This window comes from Streptomyces minutiscleroticus, from assembly GCF_014650875.1.
Taxonomy (GTDB): domain Bacteria; phylum Actinomycetota; class Actinomycetes; order Streptomycetales; family Streptomycetaceae; genus Streptomyces; species Streptomyces minutiscleroticus.
Genome location: NZ_BMVU01000037.1, coordinates 1 through 17,074, shown reverse-complemented (window position 1 = coordinate 17,074; position 17,074 = coordinate 1). Strand labels below are relative to the sequence as shown.

16 protein-coding genes and 1 pseudogene are annotated in these 17,074 nt (G+C 73.0%); 8 read left to right on the top strand and 9 right to left on the bottom strand.

Translation table 11 applies throughout. The annotated features are described in order from the left end of the window. Window positions 1-152 precede the first annotated feature (152 nt). The 5 genes and pseudogenes from IE271_RS28425 to rox all read left to right on the top strand — a co-directional run bounded on the left by IE271_RS28425 (window position 153) and on the right by rox (window position 4,683). Complete coding sequence (locus IE271_RS28425) at window positions 153-1,223, top strand: Lrp/AsnC family transcriptional regulator (protein WP_190193323.1); 1,071 nt, start codon at window positions 153-155, stop codon at window positions 1,221-1,223. A gap of 91 nt (window positions 1,224-1,314) precedes the next feature. Beyond that, complete coding sequence (locus IE271_RS28420; RefSeq protein ID WP_190193322.1) at window positions 1,315-1,521, top strand: hypothetical protein; 207 nt, start codon at window positions 1,315-1,317, stop codon at window positions 1,519-1,521. 436 nt (window positions 1,522-1,957) lie between these two features. Next, window positions 1,958-2,128, top strand: a pseudogene (locus IE271_RS43415) (DUF1622 domain-containing protein); the annotation flags it as partial. A 459-nt stretch (window positions 2,129-2,587) separates the two neighbouring features. After that, on the top strand, window positions 2,588-2,776 hold the full coding sequence (locus IE271_RS28410) for a hypothetical protein (RefSeq protein WP_190193321.1): 189 nt from the start codon (window positions 2,588-2,590) through the stop codon (window positions 2,774-2,776). 479 nt (window positions 2,777-3,255) lie between these two features. Further along, entirely contained in the window at window positions 3,256-4,683 is a 1,428-nt protein-coding gene (gene rox / locus IE271_RS28405; RefSeq protein ID WP_190193320.1) for a rifampin monooxygenase, read from the top strand. A gap of 254 nt (window positions 4,684-4,937) precedes the next feature. Here the strand turns inward: rox and IE271_RS28400 are convergent, their stop codons facing one another. From IE271_RS28400 to IE271_RS28390, 3 genes are all read right to left on the bottom strand, one after another. Further along, a complete protein-coding gene (locus tag IE271_RS28400) occupies window positions 4,938-5,540 on the bottom strand; it encodes a dihydrofolate reductase family protein (protein ID WP_190193319.1) in 603 nt (200 codons plus the stop codon). Then, window positions 5,537-6,403 (bottom strand): metalloregulator ArsR/SmtB family transcription factor, encoded by an 867-nt coding sequence (locus tag IE271_RS28395; RefSeq protein WP_190193318.1) that lies wholly within the window; start codon window positions 6,401-6,403, stop codon window positions 5,537-5,539. The genes IE271_RS28400 and IE271_RS28395 overlap by 4 nt, the downstream gene beginning before the upstream one ends. Before the next feature lie 804 nt (window positions 6,404-7,207). After that, window positions 7,208-7,396 carry a hypothetical protein gene (locus IE271_RS28390; protein ID WP_190193317.1) on the bottom strand — a complete coding sequence of 63 codons (189 nt, stop codon included), beginning with the start codon at window positions 7,394-7,396 and terminating at the stop codon, window positions 7,208-7,210. A 1,592-nt stretch (window positions 7,397-8,988) separates the two neighbouring features. On the opposite strand from IE271_RS28390, the gene IE271_RS28385 reads away from it, so the two are divergent. Next, entirely contained in the window at window positions 8,989-9,792 is an 804-nt protein-coding gene (locus tag IE271_RS28385) for an STAS domain-containing protein (RefSeq protein WP_190193316.1), read from the top strand. Window positions 9,793-10,250: 458 nt separating this feature from the next. Here IE271_RS28385 and IE271_RS28380 read toward each other — a convergent pair whose 3' ends face one another. From IE271_RS28380 to IE271_RS28360, 5 genes are all read right to left on the bottom strand, one after another. Next, the gene (locus IE271_RS28380) at window positions 10,251-10,970 is read right to left on the bottom strand and encodes a GAF and ANTAR domain-containing protein (RefSeq protein WP_190193315.1); all 720 of its coding nucleotides are present in this window, start codon (window positions 10,968-10,970) and stop codon (window positions 10,251-10,253) included. 126 nt (window positions 10,971-11,096) lie between these two features. After that, on the bottom strand, window positions 11,097-11,813 hold the full coding sequence (locus tag IE271_RS28375; RefSeq protein ID WP_190193314.1) for a GAF and ANTAR domain-containing protein: 717 nt from the start codon (window positions 11,811-11,813) through the stop codon (window positions 11,097-11,099). A 300-nt stretch (window positions 11,814-12,113) separates the two neighbouring features. Beyond that, complete coding sequence (locus IE271_RS28370) at window positions 12,114-12,839, bottom strand: GAF and ANTAR domain-containing protein (protein WP_229919610.1); 726 nt, start codon at window positions 12,837-12,839, stop codon at window positions 12,114-12,116. Window positions 12,840-12,935: 96 nt separating this feature from the next. Beyond that, the gene (locus tag IE271_RS28365) at window positions 12,936-13,700 is read right to left on the bottom strand and encodes a GAF and ANTAR domain-containing protein (RefSeq protein WP_229919609.1); all 765 of its coding nucleotides are present in this window, start codon (window positions 13,698-13,700) and stop codon (window positions 12,936-12,938) included. Window positions 13,701-14,251: 551 nt separating this feature from the next. Beyond that, window positions 14,252-14,923, bottom strand: coding sequence for a GAF domain-containing protein (locus tag IE271_RS28360; RefSeq protein WP_190193313.1), 672 nt, complete (start codon window positions 14,921-14,923; stop codon window positions 14,252-14,254). Between the two features lie 492 nt (window positions 14,924-15,415). Between IE271_RS28360 and IE271_RS28355 the strand changes: the two genes are divergently transcribed. Together IE271_RS28355 and IE271_RS28350 are read left to right on the top strand one after the other, a co-directional pair. Beyond that, window positions 15,416-15,835 carry a PAS domain-containing protein gene (locus tag IE271_RS28355; RefSeq protein ID WP_190193312.1) on the top strand — a complete coding sequence of 140 codons (420 nt, stop codon included), beginning with the start codon at window positions 15,416-15,418 and terminating at the stop codon, window positions 15,833-15,835. A gap of 213 nt (window positions 15,836-16,048) precedes the next feature. Then, entirely contained in the window at window positions 16,049-16,666 is a 618-nt protein-coding gene (locus IE271_RS28350; RefSeq protein WP_190193311.1) for an ANTAR domain-containing protein, read from the top strand. Window positions 16,667-16,760: 94 nt separating this feature from the next. Here IE271_RS28350 and IE271_RS28345 read toward each other — a convergent pair. Beyond that, on the bottom strand, window positions 16,761-17,074 hold a 314-nt coding region (locus tag IE271_RS28345), incomplete at its 5' end, for an ANTAR domain-containing protein (protein WP_190193310.1).

The window sequence follows — 17,074 nt, the reverse complement described above, 5'->3', positions numbered from 1 at the left end:
GTTCGGCCCTTCCGTGAGAAGACTGTGCTCCGGACCGGGGCGCGGGCGACCGCGCGCCGTACCGGCCACCCCCTGCTCTTGTGTGGCGGGGATGCGATGGTCAATAGTGGCCGTCCCCTGTTCAACAAGCCCGGAAATCGATGGATAACGCCATGGAAAGCCTTGACGTGAAGGATTCCGCCGCCGAGCTCGACGAGACGGACCTGGCGATCACCCACGCCCTCCAGATCGCGCCACGCGCCTCCTGGACCACGGTGGGCGAGGTGCTCGGGCTCAGCGCGGTGACGGCCGCCCGCCGCTGGAACCGCATCTCGCGACAGGGCACGGCCTGGGTGACGGCCACGGGCAGCCCCGCCCTGTGGGGCTCCCTGTGCAACGCGTTCATCGACGTCGACTGCGAACCCTCCGAACGCGGCCGGGTCGCCCTGGCCCTGGCGCGCGACCCCCGGACCAAGTCCGTGATGGAGCTGGCCAGCGGACGGGACATCCACGTCAACGTCATCACCCGCGACCTGCCGGGCCTCTCCCGCTTCGTCCTGGACCACGTGAGCCGCCTGCCGGGCGTGGTCCGGGTCAACACACAGGTCACCACACGCATCCTCACGGCGGGCAACGACTGGCGCCTTGACGCGCTGCCCCGCGCGCAGCGGTCGCGCCTGCAGTCCCTGGCCGGCGAGGCCGCGCCCCGCACGGCCGCTCCCGGCCCCCTGGACGCACCCGACCGGGAGCTGCTGCTCGCCCTCGCGGAGGACGCCCGGCTGCCCGTCACCGACCTGGCCGAGCGCCTCGACTCCAGCCAGACCGCGGTACGCCGCCGGCTGGCCCGGCTGGAACGCACCGGCGCGGTGGCCTTCCGCGGCGAGGTCGCCCAGCACATCACAGGGTGGCCGGTGACGTCCCTGCTCTGGGCACGCGTCCCGGTCGGCCGGCGCCGGCAGGTCTGCGAGCGCCTGGGCCGGATGCCGGACGTACGGCTGCTCACCGCCACGAGCGGTGAGACGAACGTCCTGCTCTCCGCGTGGCTGCACTCCGTCGACAGCGTCCTGGACCTGGAGGACCGCATCAGCGCGGAGTGCCCGGAACTGGAGATCGCCGACCACGGCATCGTCCTGCGCACGGTCAAGCGGCAGGGCTGGATCCTCGACAGCCTGGGCCGCCGCACGGAATGCGTTCCCATCGACCCCTGGTGCGACCTGCCGGAGGGCGCCGCCCGGTTCCACTGAGCGCTCGGTTCGAGGGGCCTTGGTCCGGCTCCTGCGAGTCGAGCGCCGCGCCGACGGAAAAGTGTGTGCGACGCGGATCAGCGGTGGCCGCATGCACGGGGCGGCGGACCTCGGCATCGCCGCGGTGCAGGGGTCCTGGTTCGTCCTGACCGACTGGGACCTGAGCGCCACCGAGGTCTTCGGCATCCCGCCCCTGATCGCCGACCTCCTCGCCGATGACGGGCTGGACGCCGTGCGTCACCCGAGCATCGCCGAGGTGCAGGGTGACCGCGCGCACTGGCGCGAGCGGACCGACTGAGCCCCCTCCGTGTCCGGTCAGCCTTCGTGATCGCGAGCGGCGCGTCGTACAGACGCACCCACCTGGACATCGCCGGACAGACGGACGGTCCTCGCATGAGCATGCATTCCGTCGCGGAACCGCACGCACACGAAGGCCCGTGAGACGAGTCCACGGCCGGGTGCCCGCCGGTGCCTTGGACGCCTGCACGAACGGGGACCACGGCGGCCAGGAGATCGTCGGCCTCTGCCACGCCGACCAGCCGAACCCGCGAGGTACCCCGCCGCCTGCCCCGGGACCAGACAGCCCCCGCTGCGCGGAGCCGCCCCCACCACCCTGCTCACCCTGACGCGCGACCCCACCCCCGGGGCTCGGGGCGCGCCGGCGTCGGGCCCTTGAGGGGCCTTCTCCGCGCAACCGCCCCACGGCCCCTCCCCCGCACCTCTTGCACGGCGCCGCACCGAGTCTCACGGAGATCGGCCGACTGGCGGCCATCGCCGCCATCCGTACGACGCTGAACTTCTTCCTCGGCCGGGAGATCGCGCAGGAAAGGGCCGAGATGGCCGCCGGCCGGCCGAAGGAGCACGCATCCGGTCCCCCGCGCGGCCAAGCACCCTCCGTCCCTTGATCTCCACCGCTCGCCACTCACCCGGATGAGATCACCGCGGTGGTCCGGCGCGTCGGCGCACGGATGAGGAGCCTGCCCGCGCCCCGGCGGCGGCGAACGCACCCCCTTCATTCCCCGAGAAGGCGGTCGCCGAAGCGGGTGCCGCCCCCGGCCCGCCCCCGGACGCCTCGCCGCCGCTGCTCCCGCCGGCAACTCCCCGCACCACCAAGGCACCACCCGCACGGGAGGGCACGACGACCACACCAGTGTCTGCGACTCCCCCAGCCGCGTCCGGAACACACGGGGGCTGTGGGTCGCCTCAGCCCCCGGGCCGGGGCGGGAGCGGGCAGCGGACCCACCGCGTACGGCCGGCAGGATGTGTGCGGGCCGACCGCTCCCGGACCGTGTCCGACAAAGACCACGATGTGACGGTCGCCTTCCGTGGCGTGGTGAGCCACTGCCTGTGGGAAGGTCATGCGTGTGATCAACCAGTACGGCGGCTCCGGCCGCGAACTCGTGCTCGTCGACGGCTTGGGCCCCGCGGACGTCGTGCTCGTCCATCGCGAGGCACTGTGTGTGCTGCGCTCCAGCATGGACACGGCCACGTCGACGCCTACAGCGACGATGCCTGGCAGCCTGCGGTACGGCACTCGTACGAACGCGCGCTGACCCTGGCCCGGCTGAACGCGCTGGGGATCCCGCCGACCGCGTTCTCCGCCCGGCTCCGTGGCCGCTGAGGGCTGGAAGACCGGTGACTCGTCTTTTCGCTCTTCACGTGGGGTGTGCCGTCGGTCGCGGCACAGCGCGTTGGTCTTCTGTTCGGCGGCGATGAGGGCACGCTCCCAGGAACGTACGCGTCCCCGGCAGCCGACGAAGAACAAAGGCAAGGAGTCACCGGCTCCTTGCCACTCTCAACCTATAGCGCACGGGGGGCCTTGCGGCAAGGCCCAGGGTGTGGCGCAGAATCATCGACCGACGCCACACCGTGGGAAAACAGTGGTTCGCACAGGAAGTCTGCTTCTGTCGATGTCCGGGGCCCACGGAGGTCTCGCACCGCTGATGGGACTTGCGGGTGTGCGTACTGCGGGACCGGGCGTGGCGGTCGACCGAGGTTCATTCTCGTCACATGGGTGGGGGCGGAGATCTTCATGCTCGATGTCATCGTGGTCGGCGGGGGACCGACCGGCATGATGCTGGCCGGCGAGTTACGGCTGCACGGCGTGCGGGTGCTCGTGCTGGAGAAGGAGGCGCGGCCGGTTCCTTACGTCCGCGCCCTCGGCCTGCACGTGCGCAGCATCGAGGTGCTCGACCAGCGCGGTCTGCTGGATCGCTTTCTCGCACACGGCACGAGGCACCCGGTCGGCGGCTTCTTCGCCGGCCTCGGCAAGCCGTCGCCCAGCCGGCTGGACACCGCACACGGGTACGTCCTCGGCATCCCGCAGACCATCACCGACCGCCTGCTGACCGAGCATGCCGTCGAACTCGGCGCCGAGGTCCGGCGCGGTTGCGCCCTGGTCGGGCTGCGCCAGGACGCACACGGGGTGAGCGCCGGGCTGGCCGACGGCACACTGCTGCGCTCGCGCTACCTCGTCGGCTGCGACGGCGGCCGCAGCACGGTGCGCAGACTGCTCGGCGTCGGCTTCCCCGGTGAGCCCACCAGGGTCGATACGCTGCTGGGCGAGATGGAGGTGGCCGTGCCGCCGCAGACGCTGGCCGCCGTGGTGGGCGAAGTCCGCAAGACCCAGTTGCGGTTCGGCGTCGGGTCTGTCGGGGACGGGGTGTACCGCGTCGTGGTGCCCGCCGCGGGGGTGGCCGAGGACCGCACGGTCCCGCCGACCCTCGAGGAGTTCAGGCAGCAGCTGCGGGTGGTCGCCGGCACCGACTTCGGCGTGCACTCACCGCGCCGGCTGTCCCGCTTCGGTGACGCCACCCGGCTGGCCGAGCGCTACCGGACGGGCCGGGTGCTGCTGGCCGGCGACGCGGCGCACATCCATCCGCCGACCGGTGGGCAGGGCCTCAACCTGGGCATCCAGGACGCGTTCAACCTCGGCTGGAAACTGGCCGCCGAGGTCGGCGGCTGGGCGCCGCGGGGGCTGCTGGACAGCTACCACGCCGAACGGCACCCGGTGGCCGCCGATGTGCTGGACAACACCCGCGCGCAGATGGAGCTGCTGTCCACCGAGCCGGGCCCCCGGGCGGTGCGCCGGCTGGTGTCGGAGCTGGCGGACTTCGAGGACGTGAACCGGTATCTGGTCGAGAGGATCACCGCGATCAAGGTCCGCTACGACTTCGGCGAGGGGCACGAACTGCTCGGGCGGCGGATGCGGGACGTGAAACTGGAGAGGGGACGCCTGTACGAGCTGATGCACGGCGGCCGCGGACTGCTGCTCGACCGCACCGGCCGGCTCTCCGCGGCGGGGTGGGCGGACCGGGTCGACCACGTCGTCGACACCGGCGAGGAACTGCCCGTGCCCGCGGCACTGCTGCGCCCGGACGGCCACGTGGCGTGGGTCGGCGAGGACCAGCAGGAGCTACTCGGCCAGCTGCCGAGGTGGTTCGGCGCCGCCGACAGCTGAGGGCCCGCTTACGGATCGAAGGCTCACCCGACCACCCCCGGGCGGGGCGAGGTGTGCGGAGCCGACACCCGTGGACGCTTCGAGGCAGGATATTTCCGTACCTCCTGAAAGGGGGTACGGACTGCCGTCTTCACGTGCGTCTCGTATCTGAGGACTCGTCAGCCACTACGGAGTGAAGCCGGGCGAGGGAGGCGTCCACGCTCGAACGCCGGTGACCTCCCTGCGGGATCGCCTGGGGGACGTCTGGGCCGGCTTCAGCGGATGCGGTCGTAGACGAGGGCCAGCGTGCCGTGCTCCCCTGCGGTCTGGCTGGTGAGCGCCCACTGCGCCGCGGGCAGGCCGTCGTCGAAGAGGCGCGGTCCGCCGCCGAGGAAGACGGGGAAGACCGTGAGCGCCAGCCGGTCGACCTTGTCGGCCGCCAGCAGCGCCTTGATGACGCTCGCGCTGGAGAGCACGAGGATGTCCCCGCCGTCGGCCGCCCCGAGGTCCGCGACCACCTGGGCGGCCGGCTCGTCGACGACCGTCGTCCGTTCCCACGGTGCCTCGTCGAGGGTGGAGGAGAGGACCACCTTGTCGGTGTCCAGGAGCCACTTGGCGAAGGCCTCGTCGCGTGCGTCGACCCCCTCCGTACCGATCGCGGTGGGCCAGAACCCGAGGAATCCTTCGGCGTTGACCCGCCCGAGCAGGGCCGTCGTCGCCGGCTCGCACAGGCCGGCGAGGTGGTCGCGGGCGACGTCGGTATGGGCGTACGGCATCACCCAGCCCATGTCCTGGGGGTTGTCCGGACCGGCGTAGCGGCCGTCCAGGGAGAGACTCATGTTGGTGACGACCCTGCGGCCGCCGCTCTGCACGGTCATGTCGTGCTCCTTGTATCGGGATGACGCCGGATGCCGTCGGTGTCGTGCGTGTACGCGGCGAGGGCCGTCGCGAGCTTGTCGAGACTCCGGCCGAAGCCGATCTCGATCCCCGCGACGAAGTCCGCGGAGTCGACGGTGCTGTCGGTGATGCGGTAGAACACGTCCAGGTCCGTGCCCGTGACGGCGGGGCGGAGGTGGACGTCGACGTGCGCGGTGAAGGCCGGACGGCCGTCGGCGAGCAGCGGGCGGAGCCGATAGGCCAGGCGCTCACCGGGGCGTACGTCGTCGACGACCCCCTCCGCGCGCCCGGCGACCCCGTCGGAGCCGTCGGCGTCCTCGGCGTCCCGGTACTCCTGCACGATCCGCCCGCCCGGTCGCGCCTCGAAGACGAGTTCGGACACGCGAAGGTCGTCGGGCGCCCACCACCGCGCGAGCAGCGACACCTCGGTCAGGTGGCGCCAGACCGGCTCGGGGCGGTCCGTCAGGGACCGCAGGAACCTGAACGAGCGCCCGTCGGCCCACCCCGCCTCCTGCGCGGCGAGCCGCTCCGCGTCGAGGCCGGCTCCGTAGCGGTCGTGGGCGGCGCGCGGGCCGTCGTCCCGGTCCGCGGTGTCGGCGAGCCGGCCGAGCGCGGCCGCCAGCTCCCGCAGAGGAGCGGAGCGGAGTGCGTAGATGCGGCGTTGCCCGGTGCGCCGGGACGTGACGATGCCAGCGCGCTCGAGGGTCTGCAGGTGCTTGGTCGTCTGCGGCTGACGGGCCTGGGCGAGCTGGGCCAGGACGCCGACCGAGCGGGGCTGTTCGGCCAGCAGGCCCACCAGCCGCCACCGGACCGGGTCGGCCAGCGCTGCGAGAAGTGCGTCCACGAGGAGAAATATGCCTGAGTACGAATATTCGCGTCAAGGAATATTCGGAGATCCCCCTTGCGGTACGGCCGGTGGTCCCACCCACAGCGCAGCCGGCCGCACTCGCTCACCCGCACCACCGGCCGATCCGCCGAGACCCCGGCCCCTCCACGCCGTCCTGCCCGACAGGCGCTGCGGACGGCCCGTCACGGCACCTCTCCATGATTCGTTCCGCGTCCGCCGAGCAGGACGACGGATCGGTACAGGTCGGGGCGTCCACACGGTGGAGTCGGATGCCCGCCGGAGACCACCGCTCGCCCATGGAGGCCACGCTTCGTACCGGTCTGCCCCTTCAGCGGCTCAGGAGCAGGATGAGGATGACGGTCACGACGGCGCTGATGAGCAGGGAGCCGAGGCAGCCGACGCGATTGCTGAAGAAGAAGAACATGCCCGCCGACTACCCGTTGTGCGCGCGTTCGTTCTCGTCGGCGCAAGGATGACGGAGAACAGCTCACGGGCGGACCGCGCGACGCGTGGGACCGGTCCGAAGCCCGGCATGGAGCGACCGGCCTCGGCCGGGCAGGGTCGGCGGCCCTGACGCCGAGCGGGCGGGCGGGGACCGCACTGTTCTCGCCGACCGTGTGGCCTGGGCGGTGGCAGCGGCGGTGTTGCGCTGCCTGCGGGCCTCGGCGGGCCTGTCCTGGGCGCGGACCCCGGGGCCGTACCGCCGCCCGCGCATGATGAGCAGCCGAGTCCGCGCCGGCCGTACGCCGCGGCCCCGGCACCTCTGCAGGTGGCGGGGCCGCGTGCGTGCGTGCGGAGTCGTCAGTCCAGCACCAGGTCGCCGAACTGAGTCACGCTGTTCCAGCCGTTGCTCTCGATGTCCTGGCCGGTTTTGACCTGCTCGTAGTGATTGATGTCGTCGTCGGAGCCGTAGGCGACGGCCGTGCCGGCGCCGGCGACGGTGGCGGCAGCGGTCAGAACGACGGCGGCCAGAGCGATGCGGATACGCATGGTGCTCTCCTGAAAGTAGGCGAGTGACGCTCACATTCCACAGCAGCGGTGATCTCGTCAGAAGCAGGCACATGAGCGCATACGAGTGATCGTGAAGCAAGTCCGGTGGTCCCGGTGACGACAGCGCATCGCATCGCCGCGTGCGAGCCGCCCAGGACAGCGGGCTCCGGCACGGCCGGGCGCTTCGCACCGCCGATCCGTCGGAACAGGATCGCAGCCGGACCGTTCACAAGGTCCGGATCACGGTGCGGGTCAGCGGCACGTTCTCCGGACGGGCTCCTCCTCGGCACCCGGCCGTCATCCACCGGGGTCACGCACGCCCTCGACCAGCCGCAGGGCGCCGTCATGCGTGCCTGCCGGGGAGTGCGCCCGGCTGTGGGGAGGAGCACCTCCCGCTGAACGCACGCAGCCGCCGCCGACAATGAGCGGCTGCCGTCCTGCGCACCGTCCTGGTACGGAACGCCCCCCGGCACTGTGGGCCGATCGGCCAAGAGGTGAGGGGTGACGGCCGTGCCGGCCAACGGTGGCGCCGCGCGTCACGCAGGCACGCCGGTGCCCCGGTACTCCCCCGCCTGCTCGGCTTCGCCCGGCCGGCACAGAGGCGAACCTCCACCCCGTACGTCTCCGGTCCACAGCGTCGCCTTCGGCCGGCCGGCTCGCCCGGGTCGGCGGGACGGCTGTCAACGGCGTCGGCCGGAAGGGGACCTTCAGCAGGTCGGGCCAGGTGGACGCGGAGACGGTGCGGGGGCCGGTGATCGCTCCCGTCACCCCGTCCTGGTGCAGCAGCCACGCGGAGCCGCCATGGGCCGGATGGTGTCCTGGTCCACCGCAGAACACCTCGTAACGCCTCGGTGCGCGGGCGGCTGACGGCGAGGCGACAGGCAGTGCTCCCGGGACCGGCACCGCAGGTGCGGCCGGCGACGATGACGGGGTCGTACCCCGCCGTCCGGTAGGTGGGTGGGGCGGCCTCGTACACCGGCAGGCTGGCCGTGCGGTCCGCGGTGCGGACCCAGCCGCCCTGGCCCGGGCTGCCGGTCAGCAGCAGGCTGGGGACGGCCGGGTCGGTGAAGGCACCACGGAGCATGACCTCCTGGTTGCCACGGCGGGTGGAGTACTGGTTGAGGTCGCGGCGTTCGGTGCCCCGCTCGGTCAGCCAGTGTCCCGCCGGACTGTCGGCGGGGACGCGTCCGGCCGGGGAGATGCGGGCGGCGGTGACGTCGTCACCGAGCCTGAGCAGGACCTTCGCCCGGCCGGGACCCGCCCGGCCCCCGGGTTCGGCGGCCAGTCCGGCCAGGTGGGGCGGGCGGCGCACGCAGGTGCTCTCCGGCTTCCGCGGGAAGCGGGTACCGTCCGGGACGTCCGGGCGGCGCCAGGCGTCGGTGCCCTCGCGCAGACGGGCTGCGTCGGCGCGGAACGTCTCGGGGCGGACGTGTTCGGCGATGCGGGCGACGACCTCCTCGGCCGCCGGCCGGACCGGCGCTGCCGGCCCGGCCGGCGGTGCGTTGTCGGGTATGGGCGAAAACCCGCCGCCCGCCGTGCCGTGCCTCTACTCTGCCGGGCAGACACAGGTGCCGAGTTCAGGTGGGTAAGGCATGGAATGGTCCGAGCTGGTACCCGATCTGCGGTTCGCCCTCACGCGCGGCGAGGAACAGACCGTCCTGCATCTGGCCGGTGAGCTGGACGTCGCCGCGGCCGTCGCGCTGTTCCGCCGGCTGCCGCTGCCCACGATGTGCTCCCGGCGGCTGGTGCTGGACGCGAGCCGGGTGACGTTCTGCGACCTGGCCGGGGTGGACGTGCTGCTGGCCCTGCACCACCAGGCTGCCGCCTGTGGCGGACGGCTGGTTCTGAAGGCCGCGCACCGTGCGGTGCTGCGCGCCCTGGCGCACAGCGGGGATGCGGCCGCGGTGGAACTGGCCCGCGCCTGCACCGCCCGGATGCGCCGGGGACACCACCCCGACCAACGGCTGCTGCGCCAGGCGATGGTCATGGCCCTGCGCCTGACCGACACCCACCTGGGCACCGCCCAGCTGTGGGACGCGCCCACCCGGACGCTGCGCGTGGTGACCCAGCGCGGCTTCCCCTCAGATGTGGTGTCCTTCTTCGAGACCGTCAACGGCGGGGAGTGCTCCTGCGGCAGCGCCGCCCTGAAGCACTCCCCCGTCTTCGTCGAAGAGGTCGCCGGCCACCCCTCCTACAGCGGCACCCCGGCCGCCGACGTCCTGGGCACCGTCCCCGTCGGCGCGGTGTCCTCCCTGCCCGTCATCGGCTCGACCGGCCGGCTGCTCGGCGTAGTCTCCGTCTACCACGACCGGCCCAGCCGGTGGTCGGCCGAGCAACGCCGCCGCCTGCACACCCTCGCCCACGCCACCGGCCGGCTCGCCCAGCATTCGGCCTAGCCACACCGCCCCGGCCTCGTCACGCTGCCGTCCTTCGCGGGCGGGTGCCCCCTCCCGGTGGCGGCACCGCCGCGTGATCCGTCCCGCGTCCGTCAGCGAGGCGGGACGGCCGCCGTCCGGTCCGGACAGCCTGCGTCCGGGACGCCGCCGACACCGTGTGGTCGGCCGGCGCGGCTGCTCGTCGGCGGCGTCGGCCAGCACCTGCGTCGGCCGCAGATCGTGCCCGGTGGGCGCGCAGGAGGTGGCGCTCAGCAGGCTGACGGCACCGAACACGTCCTCGCCTGCGCGCAGCGGCACGGCGGCCGCGCGGATGCCGAGCAGCGTGACCAGGTACGCCGCGAGGTCGTGCAGGACGTCCAGGACGTCGCTGCCGTCCGCCCCGACCGTCCGCCGTGTCGGGGCAGCGACCGGGACGGCCGCAAGGCGGCGACGCGGGTCCGCCGGCCCGCCGGTCGATGTCAGACGTCGGGGGTGAGGTGGAGGCGGTCGGCGAGGACGTCGCGGGCGACGTCGGCCAGGGGGCGGTCGTGGCTGAAGGCGTGGGCGCGCAGGCGCAGCAGGGCGTCCTCGACGGTGATGTCCAGGCGGCTGCTGAGGAACCCTGCGGCTCGGTGGACCTGGGCGCGGCGCAGGGACACGTCCGGTCGTGGTGCGGTGCCGGGGCGGGGGACGGCCAGGGTGCGGGGTGGGGTGTTCAGCAGCAGGTTCAAGGCGATGCGGGCGAAGGCGTCCAGGTCGAGCCGCTGGGTGGGAGTGAAGGGGCCGGGGGTGGTGCGGTAGCCGGTCAGGACGCCTGCGGTGACGACCCCCAGGCGCAGGGGCACGGCGATGACGGCATGGGGCGATGAGGTGGGCGCGGCGGTGAGGACGGGCCAGCGCTCGGCGGCGGCCCGGTCGGTCAGATCGGCCGCGATGACGGTGTGCCCGGTGCGGGCGGCGTCCACGGTGGGGCCTTCGCCCAAGGTGTACTGCAGCTCCTCCAAGCCGGGGGCGTGCTCGTCCGTCGAGGTGCCCCACAGCGGCTCCAGCGCGCCGGAGGTGGCGCGCAGGCTCAGGGTCAGGCCCTGCACGCTCAGCAGGCGGGCTGCGGTGGCCGCGGAGGCGGCGGACAGGTCGCGTCCGTCGTCGGCGGCCCGGCGCAGGCGTGTGAGGAAACGGGTGAGCTCATCGCGGGACATCACACCCTCCGGGCAGACGGCCGAGGCTCCCTTGCCCGGGCAGAAGCGGAGACGAGTTCGTCTGCGGCAGGCGACGGGAGGAGGAGCACGGCGTGGACTGAAGAGTCCGGTGGTCGGGGCCGGGTCCTACCGGGTCGGGTGGAGATCGCCGGGCACGTTCCCGCAGGCTATTCGGGCCGCGAGGTCGGTCAGCTTCTGCCGCCGGGAGCGGGCGGTGGCGCGCAGCCGGGCGAGGGCCTCGTCCATGTCGATGCCGAGGCGGCCGGCGAGCACCCCCTTGGCCTGCTCGATGACCAGGCGGCTGTCCAGCGCGGTCTGCAGCTGGGTCAGGACGGTGTCCTTGTCGGCCAGTTCGTGCCGGTGGGCCAGCGTGGTGCCGGTGGTGTCGGCCAGGGTCTGGGCCAGCTGCATGTCCGGGCCGCCCAGGTAGGGCGGGCGGGTCAGGAACAGGTTCAGTGCGCCCAGGAGCATCTGGGGCAGGCGCAGGCTCACCGCGGCCACCGCCGTGACACCCTCGGCCTGGGCCCGGTAAGCGAAGCGGGGCCAGCGTTCGGTCAGTACGGTCGGCTCCAGCGGCTGCCGGGTGCGGGCACTGTCCAGGCAGGGCCCTTCGTCCAGGTCGATCTGGTCCTCGGTCAGCTGCCGGCACACCTCGTCGGAGGCGGTGACGTAGCTGACCGCGTCCTGGTCCAGGACGGTGATGCTCGCGCCGCGCACCGGCAGCAGCGCAACCGCCTGCGCGGTCACATCGTGCAGCAGCTCCAGCGGATCGAAGCCGGCCGGACGGTGAGCGAGGTCGAGAACGGCCTGCGCGATGTGCGCCTCGCGCTCGGTGTTGAACATAGCGGACCGCCCATCAGTGGCGTCCCGCCTCCACAACGGCCGCAGGGTCCGGGCAGATCCGCCAGGGGACGGAAAAGAAGTGGACCGGCCTTCTCCAAAGGCAGGATGTACGTCCGCTGACGAGTCGTGCCGCCGCTCACCCCATCTCTCGGCTCACCCGTCCAAAACCATCACACGACCGGCTCCGACCCGGCGCTGGACAGCCTCACGGCTCGGCCACAGCCTACTCCTGCCCGGTCGCCCTCGAGCACGAAGAACCCGGCGGATTCGCCGCGCCGGCACGAGCGGTCGTGGAGGCCCTCAGGCGGAGGTGTCCTCGTCCAGGCGGCTGTGGCGGTGGATGACGTCGCGGGCGACCTCCAGCAGGGGCTGGGTGTGGCAGTAGGCGTAGGCGCGCAGCCGCACGAGAGCATGGTCCAGGGGGATGTCCAGGCGGGCGGAGAGCAGACCGGTGGCCTGGTGAACCTCCGCGCGGTGGAGCGTGTCCAGGTCGGCGGCCGACTCCGGCAGGTACGGGGCGCCCGCACGGTGGTCCAGCAGGAGGACGGTGAGGTCGGTGAAGGCCAGTGCGCCGCGCAGTTGCTGGGCGGTCAGGGGGCCGGAGGCGGTGCGGTAGCCGGTGAAGACGCCGTACAGGATGGCTCCGATCCGCAGGGGGAGGGCGAACACGGCGGCCGCGCCGGTGTGCAGGGCATCGGGCAGGAACAGGGGCCAGCGGCTCGGGGGCATGCGGGCGATGTCGCCTTCCAGAACCGGCCGGCCCTGGACGGCGACATCGGGTGTAGGGCCCTCGCCGAGGGTGTACTGCAGGTCCTCCAGCGCGATGCCGAGCCGGTCGGCGCGGGCGTACCACAGCAGTTCCGCACTGCCGTCCGAGGCCAGCGTCGAGACCGTCACACCGCTCAGGCCCAGGGCGGCCGCGCAGTCCTCGGCCGGCACCGCGGCCAGCGTCCGCACACCGGACGCCCCGCGCAGCACGCTGCGCATCAGCGGGCCGATCCGCTCCTGCCGGCGGTGGCCGGTCATGGCGCACCGGCCCCGTGGGCGGACCCGCACAGGCCGGGCGGAACGCGGCGGGCGGCCGTGGTCATCTCTTGCCTCCTCACGGTACGGCGGTGCGGGTCAGGAAGCGGACGTGGGCGACGAGCGGGCGATCTCCTCCAGGCTGGCGCTGCCGTCGACGACCGCTGTGGCCAGATCGGTCAGCAGCATGCGGTGGAGGCGGGCGTGGCGCCGCATGCGCGTGAACGCCTCGTCCAGCGACAGACCGGTGTGCTCGGCGAGCAGGCCCTTGGCCCGCTCCAGGACGATCCGGCTGTCCTGCGCGCTCCTGATCTGGCTGTGCAGCACGGTCCGGTCGTGGACGGCGCGGTGCTGGAGCAGGCCGATCGTGGCCGCGTCCGCCAGCGCCTGCCCCAGCCGCAGATCGCCGGGCGACAGGACACCGGAAGCGATGTGGAAGAGGTTCAACGCCCCGATCACCTCCGCCCGCAGCCGCAGCGGCACCCCCGCCACCCCGGTGAAGCCACGCGCCAGCGCCCACTGGGTGAACCGCGGCCACCGCTGCCGCACGTCGGCGTCCTTCAGGTCGGCGTCGACCGGCCGGCCGCCGCGGGCGCAGTCCCGGCACGGGCCCTCCTCCCACTGGATCTGCGCCAGCTCCAGCAGGCGGGTGGTCTCGTCCGAAGCGGTCGCGTCGACCAACCGCCCCCGCGCGTCCAGCAGGATGACACCGGCCGCCTCCACCCTCAGCAGATCGACGGCGTGCTCGGTGAGCGTGTGCAGGAAATCCAGGATGTCGAAGTTGTCGACCAGTGTGTCGGCCAGTTCGATGAACGCGGCCGCGAGACGCTCCTCACGCCCCGCGGAACCAGTACCGGACATCATCGGAGATCACCAGATCTCGTTTCTCAGGACCGCCGTGCAACGGCCGCGCTGTCCGTCCGCTCAAAAACCGGCCGCACCAGCGGCACACACCGGCCGGGACCTGTCCCCCCCAGCCTGACACCCTTGACGACCCCGGTTCAACGCCTTCGCCCACATCCCGGACGGCACCCCTGGCCACGGCCTCCAAGTGGACACGGCCGCCTCCCCTGTGAGCGGACCGCGCCGGGTCACCCGCGCGCACGCCGACGGCGGTGGGGGCCGGCCCGGGGAAGTCAGAGATCCTCGTCGAGGAGGCTCTGACCCGGGTGGCGGCCGTAGGCGGTGCGGTGGACGGACGCGTGCCCCGCTGCCCTCACCGGGAGGCCCCACCGTGTGGCATGACCACCTCGTGCCGTCACTACCGGACGCACGAACCGGGCACCCGTGAGAACACCGTTTCGTGATCCAGGCCGACCCCGCCACCCCTCGCGTTCGGCGGCCTTACGGCACCGGACGCCGCAGAACCGTGCACCAGAGCCCCGAGGCGCGGTGTGCGTTCCCGCGGCTGATCCCTAGTGGTGCCAGTGCAGGGCCCGGGCAGCCGCCCGGGCCAGCGCGCCCAGCAAGTCGGTGTCGACGTCCCGCAGGCCGTTGGGCGCACGATGGTGCACCGACACCATCGCCATGACCGGCCCGCCCGGTGTGCACAGCGGGACGGAGCGCACCGCGCGGCTGCCGGCCTCCAGCATGACCTGCCGGCTGTCCTGACTGTAGAGACCGCTCGTCGCCACGTCCCCGACCGACACCGGCCGCCCCGTCCTCGCGGCCTGCGCGCACGCGGTGCCCCGGCCGTCGACCACGGCGAAGTAGTCCAGGAAGGGCCGGCTCATACCCCGGTGCGCCACCAGCCGCAGACCTCCGTGCACCGCGTCCACCTGCTGCGCATCGCACACCTGTACGTCCGTCGCGTCCGTGATGCACTCCAGCAGAGCCTGGAGCAGGGCCGGCGGCGGAGTGGCGGCCAGGAAGTACGGATCCAGGAAATCCACACCCGCGAACCTCGCCCGGTCCCGCGGACGGTCCAGCGCTGCGATCCGGATACGGCTGGTCAGGGACTCGGCGTCCACCTGCGCCTGTTCCGCGCGCGCCCGCGCCCGGTCGCTCTGCATACGAATCTGCGCGGTCCTGTCGCAGACGGCCGCCCGGTCCACCACCGGCACACCACGCTGCACGTTCATCACCATCGGCACCCCTCCAAGAACAACAGCGTCCACCGGGGACGAAGACGTTCGACGCGGAGGAACTCCTTCGCCCCCACCCTAGCGAGCACGCCCTCGTCCTGTCCCGGCCTGCGCCCCACGGGCCGTGCCGTATCCGGGACGCCATGGGATGTGCGGGCACTGCAGGGCGCCGAGGGGGCGTTGTGCTGCCGCACCGTGGGCGCGGGCACCGGCACGGCGAAGCCGCCCTGAACCCACACCCTCAGGCCGTGGCACAGGGCCCGGTGCAGAACGGATACACGCCGTCACCCCGTATCCCTTCAGGCCCGCGAGGACCGGAGACGTCGCCTGCGCCGGGGAGAGCACCGGCGGCGTCAGGCCCCCGGCAGGTCTCACAGGAGTGAGCAAGGGCCGCTTCCCTCCCAGCATGTGGAGGCGTTCCCTCCTGCTTTGTTCAAACGCCCGCCCGGGTGCTCCAGCCGGTGAGGGGTGGCCCAGCCTGCGAGGTGAGCGTCCGTGCACGAGATCTTGCGGACCGCATCCGAGAGCCTGCTGTTCGAGGTGACGGCGGCCCCCTGCCTGGTGCTCGATGCGGACCTGCGCATCCAGGGGGCCAATCCCGCCTGCCTGCGCGCCACCCGGCGCTCGCGCGACGAACTGCTCGGCGCCTCCATGTCCGACGCCTTCCCCGACAACCCCCAGGACGCCACCGCGACCGGCGTGCGCAACCTCGGCGCCTCTCTGGAGCGAGTGCTGCGCCGCGGTGCGCCGGACGACATGGGGTGCAGCGCTACGACATCCCCGATGCCGCCGCCCCGGGCGGTTTCCGTCCCAAGACGTAGAGTCCGGTCAACTCCCCGCTGCACGACGCCGACGGGCGCGTCGTCGGCGTACTGCACCACGTCGAGGACATCACCGCCGTGCACGACCTTTTGAAGCAGGCCGGCGGAGCCGATCCATGGGCCGGCCTGCGGCAGCCGACCGCGCCCCTGCACCGTGCGATGCTCGCCGTCGCACGCTACGAACGCGCCTGCACCACCCTGGAAAGCACACGCGCGCCCTCACACGCCGACAGCACGCGGCGGGACGCTGTGGCACCGCATCGTCCACACCGCCCGCTACGTCCCCCGCCGCGACTGCGCCGCCGCCGTGTGCCACACCGCGGTGCGGGAACTGCCCGCCGTCGACGCCGCCGCGATCACCCTGCACGGCACCGGCCTGCTGTCCCACCACCTCGCCGTCAGCTCCCCCCTGGCCCGGCGCGCCGAGGAACTGCAGCGGGCCGTGGGCCAGGGCCCGTCCCTGACCGCGTTCCGCACCGAGGAACCCGTGGCGGTCCCCGTCGTGGACCACGCCGGCTCCGCCTGGCCCCTGTTCACCGACGCCGCATGCCGCATCGGTGTCTCGGCGGCCTTCGCCTACCCGCTGCGCACCGCCACCGCGACGCTGGGCACCCTCACCCTCTACCGCACCCACCAGGGCACCCGCCCGACCCGTCCGCCCGCCCTCGGGCGGACGTGCGCCGAGATCGCCACCCTCGTGCTGCTGGCGGACAGGGACACCGACATCATCGAACAACTGCGGGCCACCGCCGACGCCGACGACATCAACACCACCATCGGCATCCTGGCCGCGGCCCGGCACACCAGCACCGACGACGCCGCCGCATGGCTGCACGCCACGGCAGAGACGACCGGACGCCCCCTCGCCGACATCGCCCGCGACATCCTCACCCGCTACGGACACACCCCCCGCGACCGCCCCTGAACGACACCCCGGACACGGCCGCCCCGTACGCGACCGAGCAGGTGGCCACATCGGACACGTGGACGATCGCGGTCCGTTGTCCACGGGGATCGGCTCATCCGGCCCCGGGCCCGGCCGGCCGGCCGGTGCTGCCGGGCGGGGGCAGGATCACGCTTCCGGCGACCACGTCGCGGGCCAGGTCGGCCAGGCGGATGCGGTGGCGGCGGGCATGGGCGCGCAGCTGTTCGAAGGCGGTGCCCGGGTCGGTGCCGTTGGTGGAGGCGAGGAAGCCCTTGGCCTGTTCGATGGCGCTGCGGCTGTCCAGGGCGTGCTGGAGCTGGCGGTTGACGGTGCGGTGGTGGTCCAGGGATGCCTGCTGGACCAGGGAGATGGCGGTGGCGTCGGCCAGCGCCCTCGACAGGTGCCGGT

Coding starts and splice junctions, on each gene's coding strand:
- IE271_RS28425 (WP_190193323.1), top strand. CDS start 153: ATGGAAAGCCTTGACGTGAAGGATTCCGCCGCCGAGCTCGACGAGACG.
- IE271_RS28420 (WP_190193322.1), top strand. CDS start 1,315: ATGCACGGGGCGGCGGACCTCGGCATCGCCGCGGTGCAGGGGTCCTGG.
- rox (WP_190193320.1), top strand. CDS start 3,256: ATGCTCGATGTCATCGTGGTCGGCGGGGGACCGACCGGCATGATGCTG.
- IE271_RS28400 (WP_190193319.1), bottom strand. CDS start 5,540: ATGACCGTGCAGAGCGGCGGCCGCAGGGTCGTCACCAACATGAGTCTC.
- IE271_RS28390 (WP_190193317.1), bottom strand. CDS start 7,396: ATGCGTATCCGCATCGCTCTGGCCGCCGTCGTTCTGACCGCTGCCGCC.
- IE271_RS28385 (WP_190193316.1), top strand. CDS start 8,989: ATGGAATGGTCCGAGCTGGTACCCGATCTGCGGTTCGCCCTCACGCGC.
- IE271_RS28380 (WP_190193315.1), bottom strand. CDS start 10,970: ATGTCCCGCGATGAGCTCACCCGTTTCCTCACACGCCTGCGCCGGGCC.
- IE271_RS28375 (WP_190193314.1), bottom strand. CDS start 11,813: ATGTTCAACACCGAGCGCGAGGCGCACATCGCGCAGGCCGTTCTCGAC.
- IE271_RS28370 (WP_229919610.1), bottom strand. CDS start 12,839: ATGACCGGCCACCGCCGGCAGGAGCGGATCGGCCCGCTGATGCGCAGC.
- IE271_RS28365 (WP_229919609.1), bottom strand. CDS start 13,700: ATGATGTCCGGTACTGGTTCCGCGGGGCGTGAGGAGCGTCTCGCGGCC.
- IE271_RS28360 (WP_190193313.1), bottom strand. CDS start 14,923: ATGGTGATGAACGTGCAGCGTGGTGTGCCGGTGGTGGACCGGGCGGCC.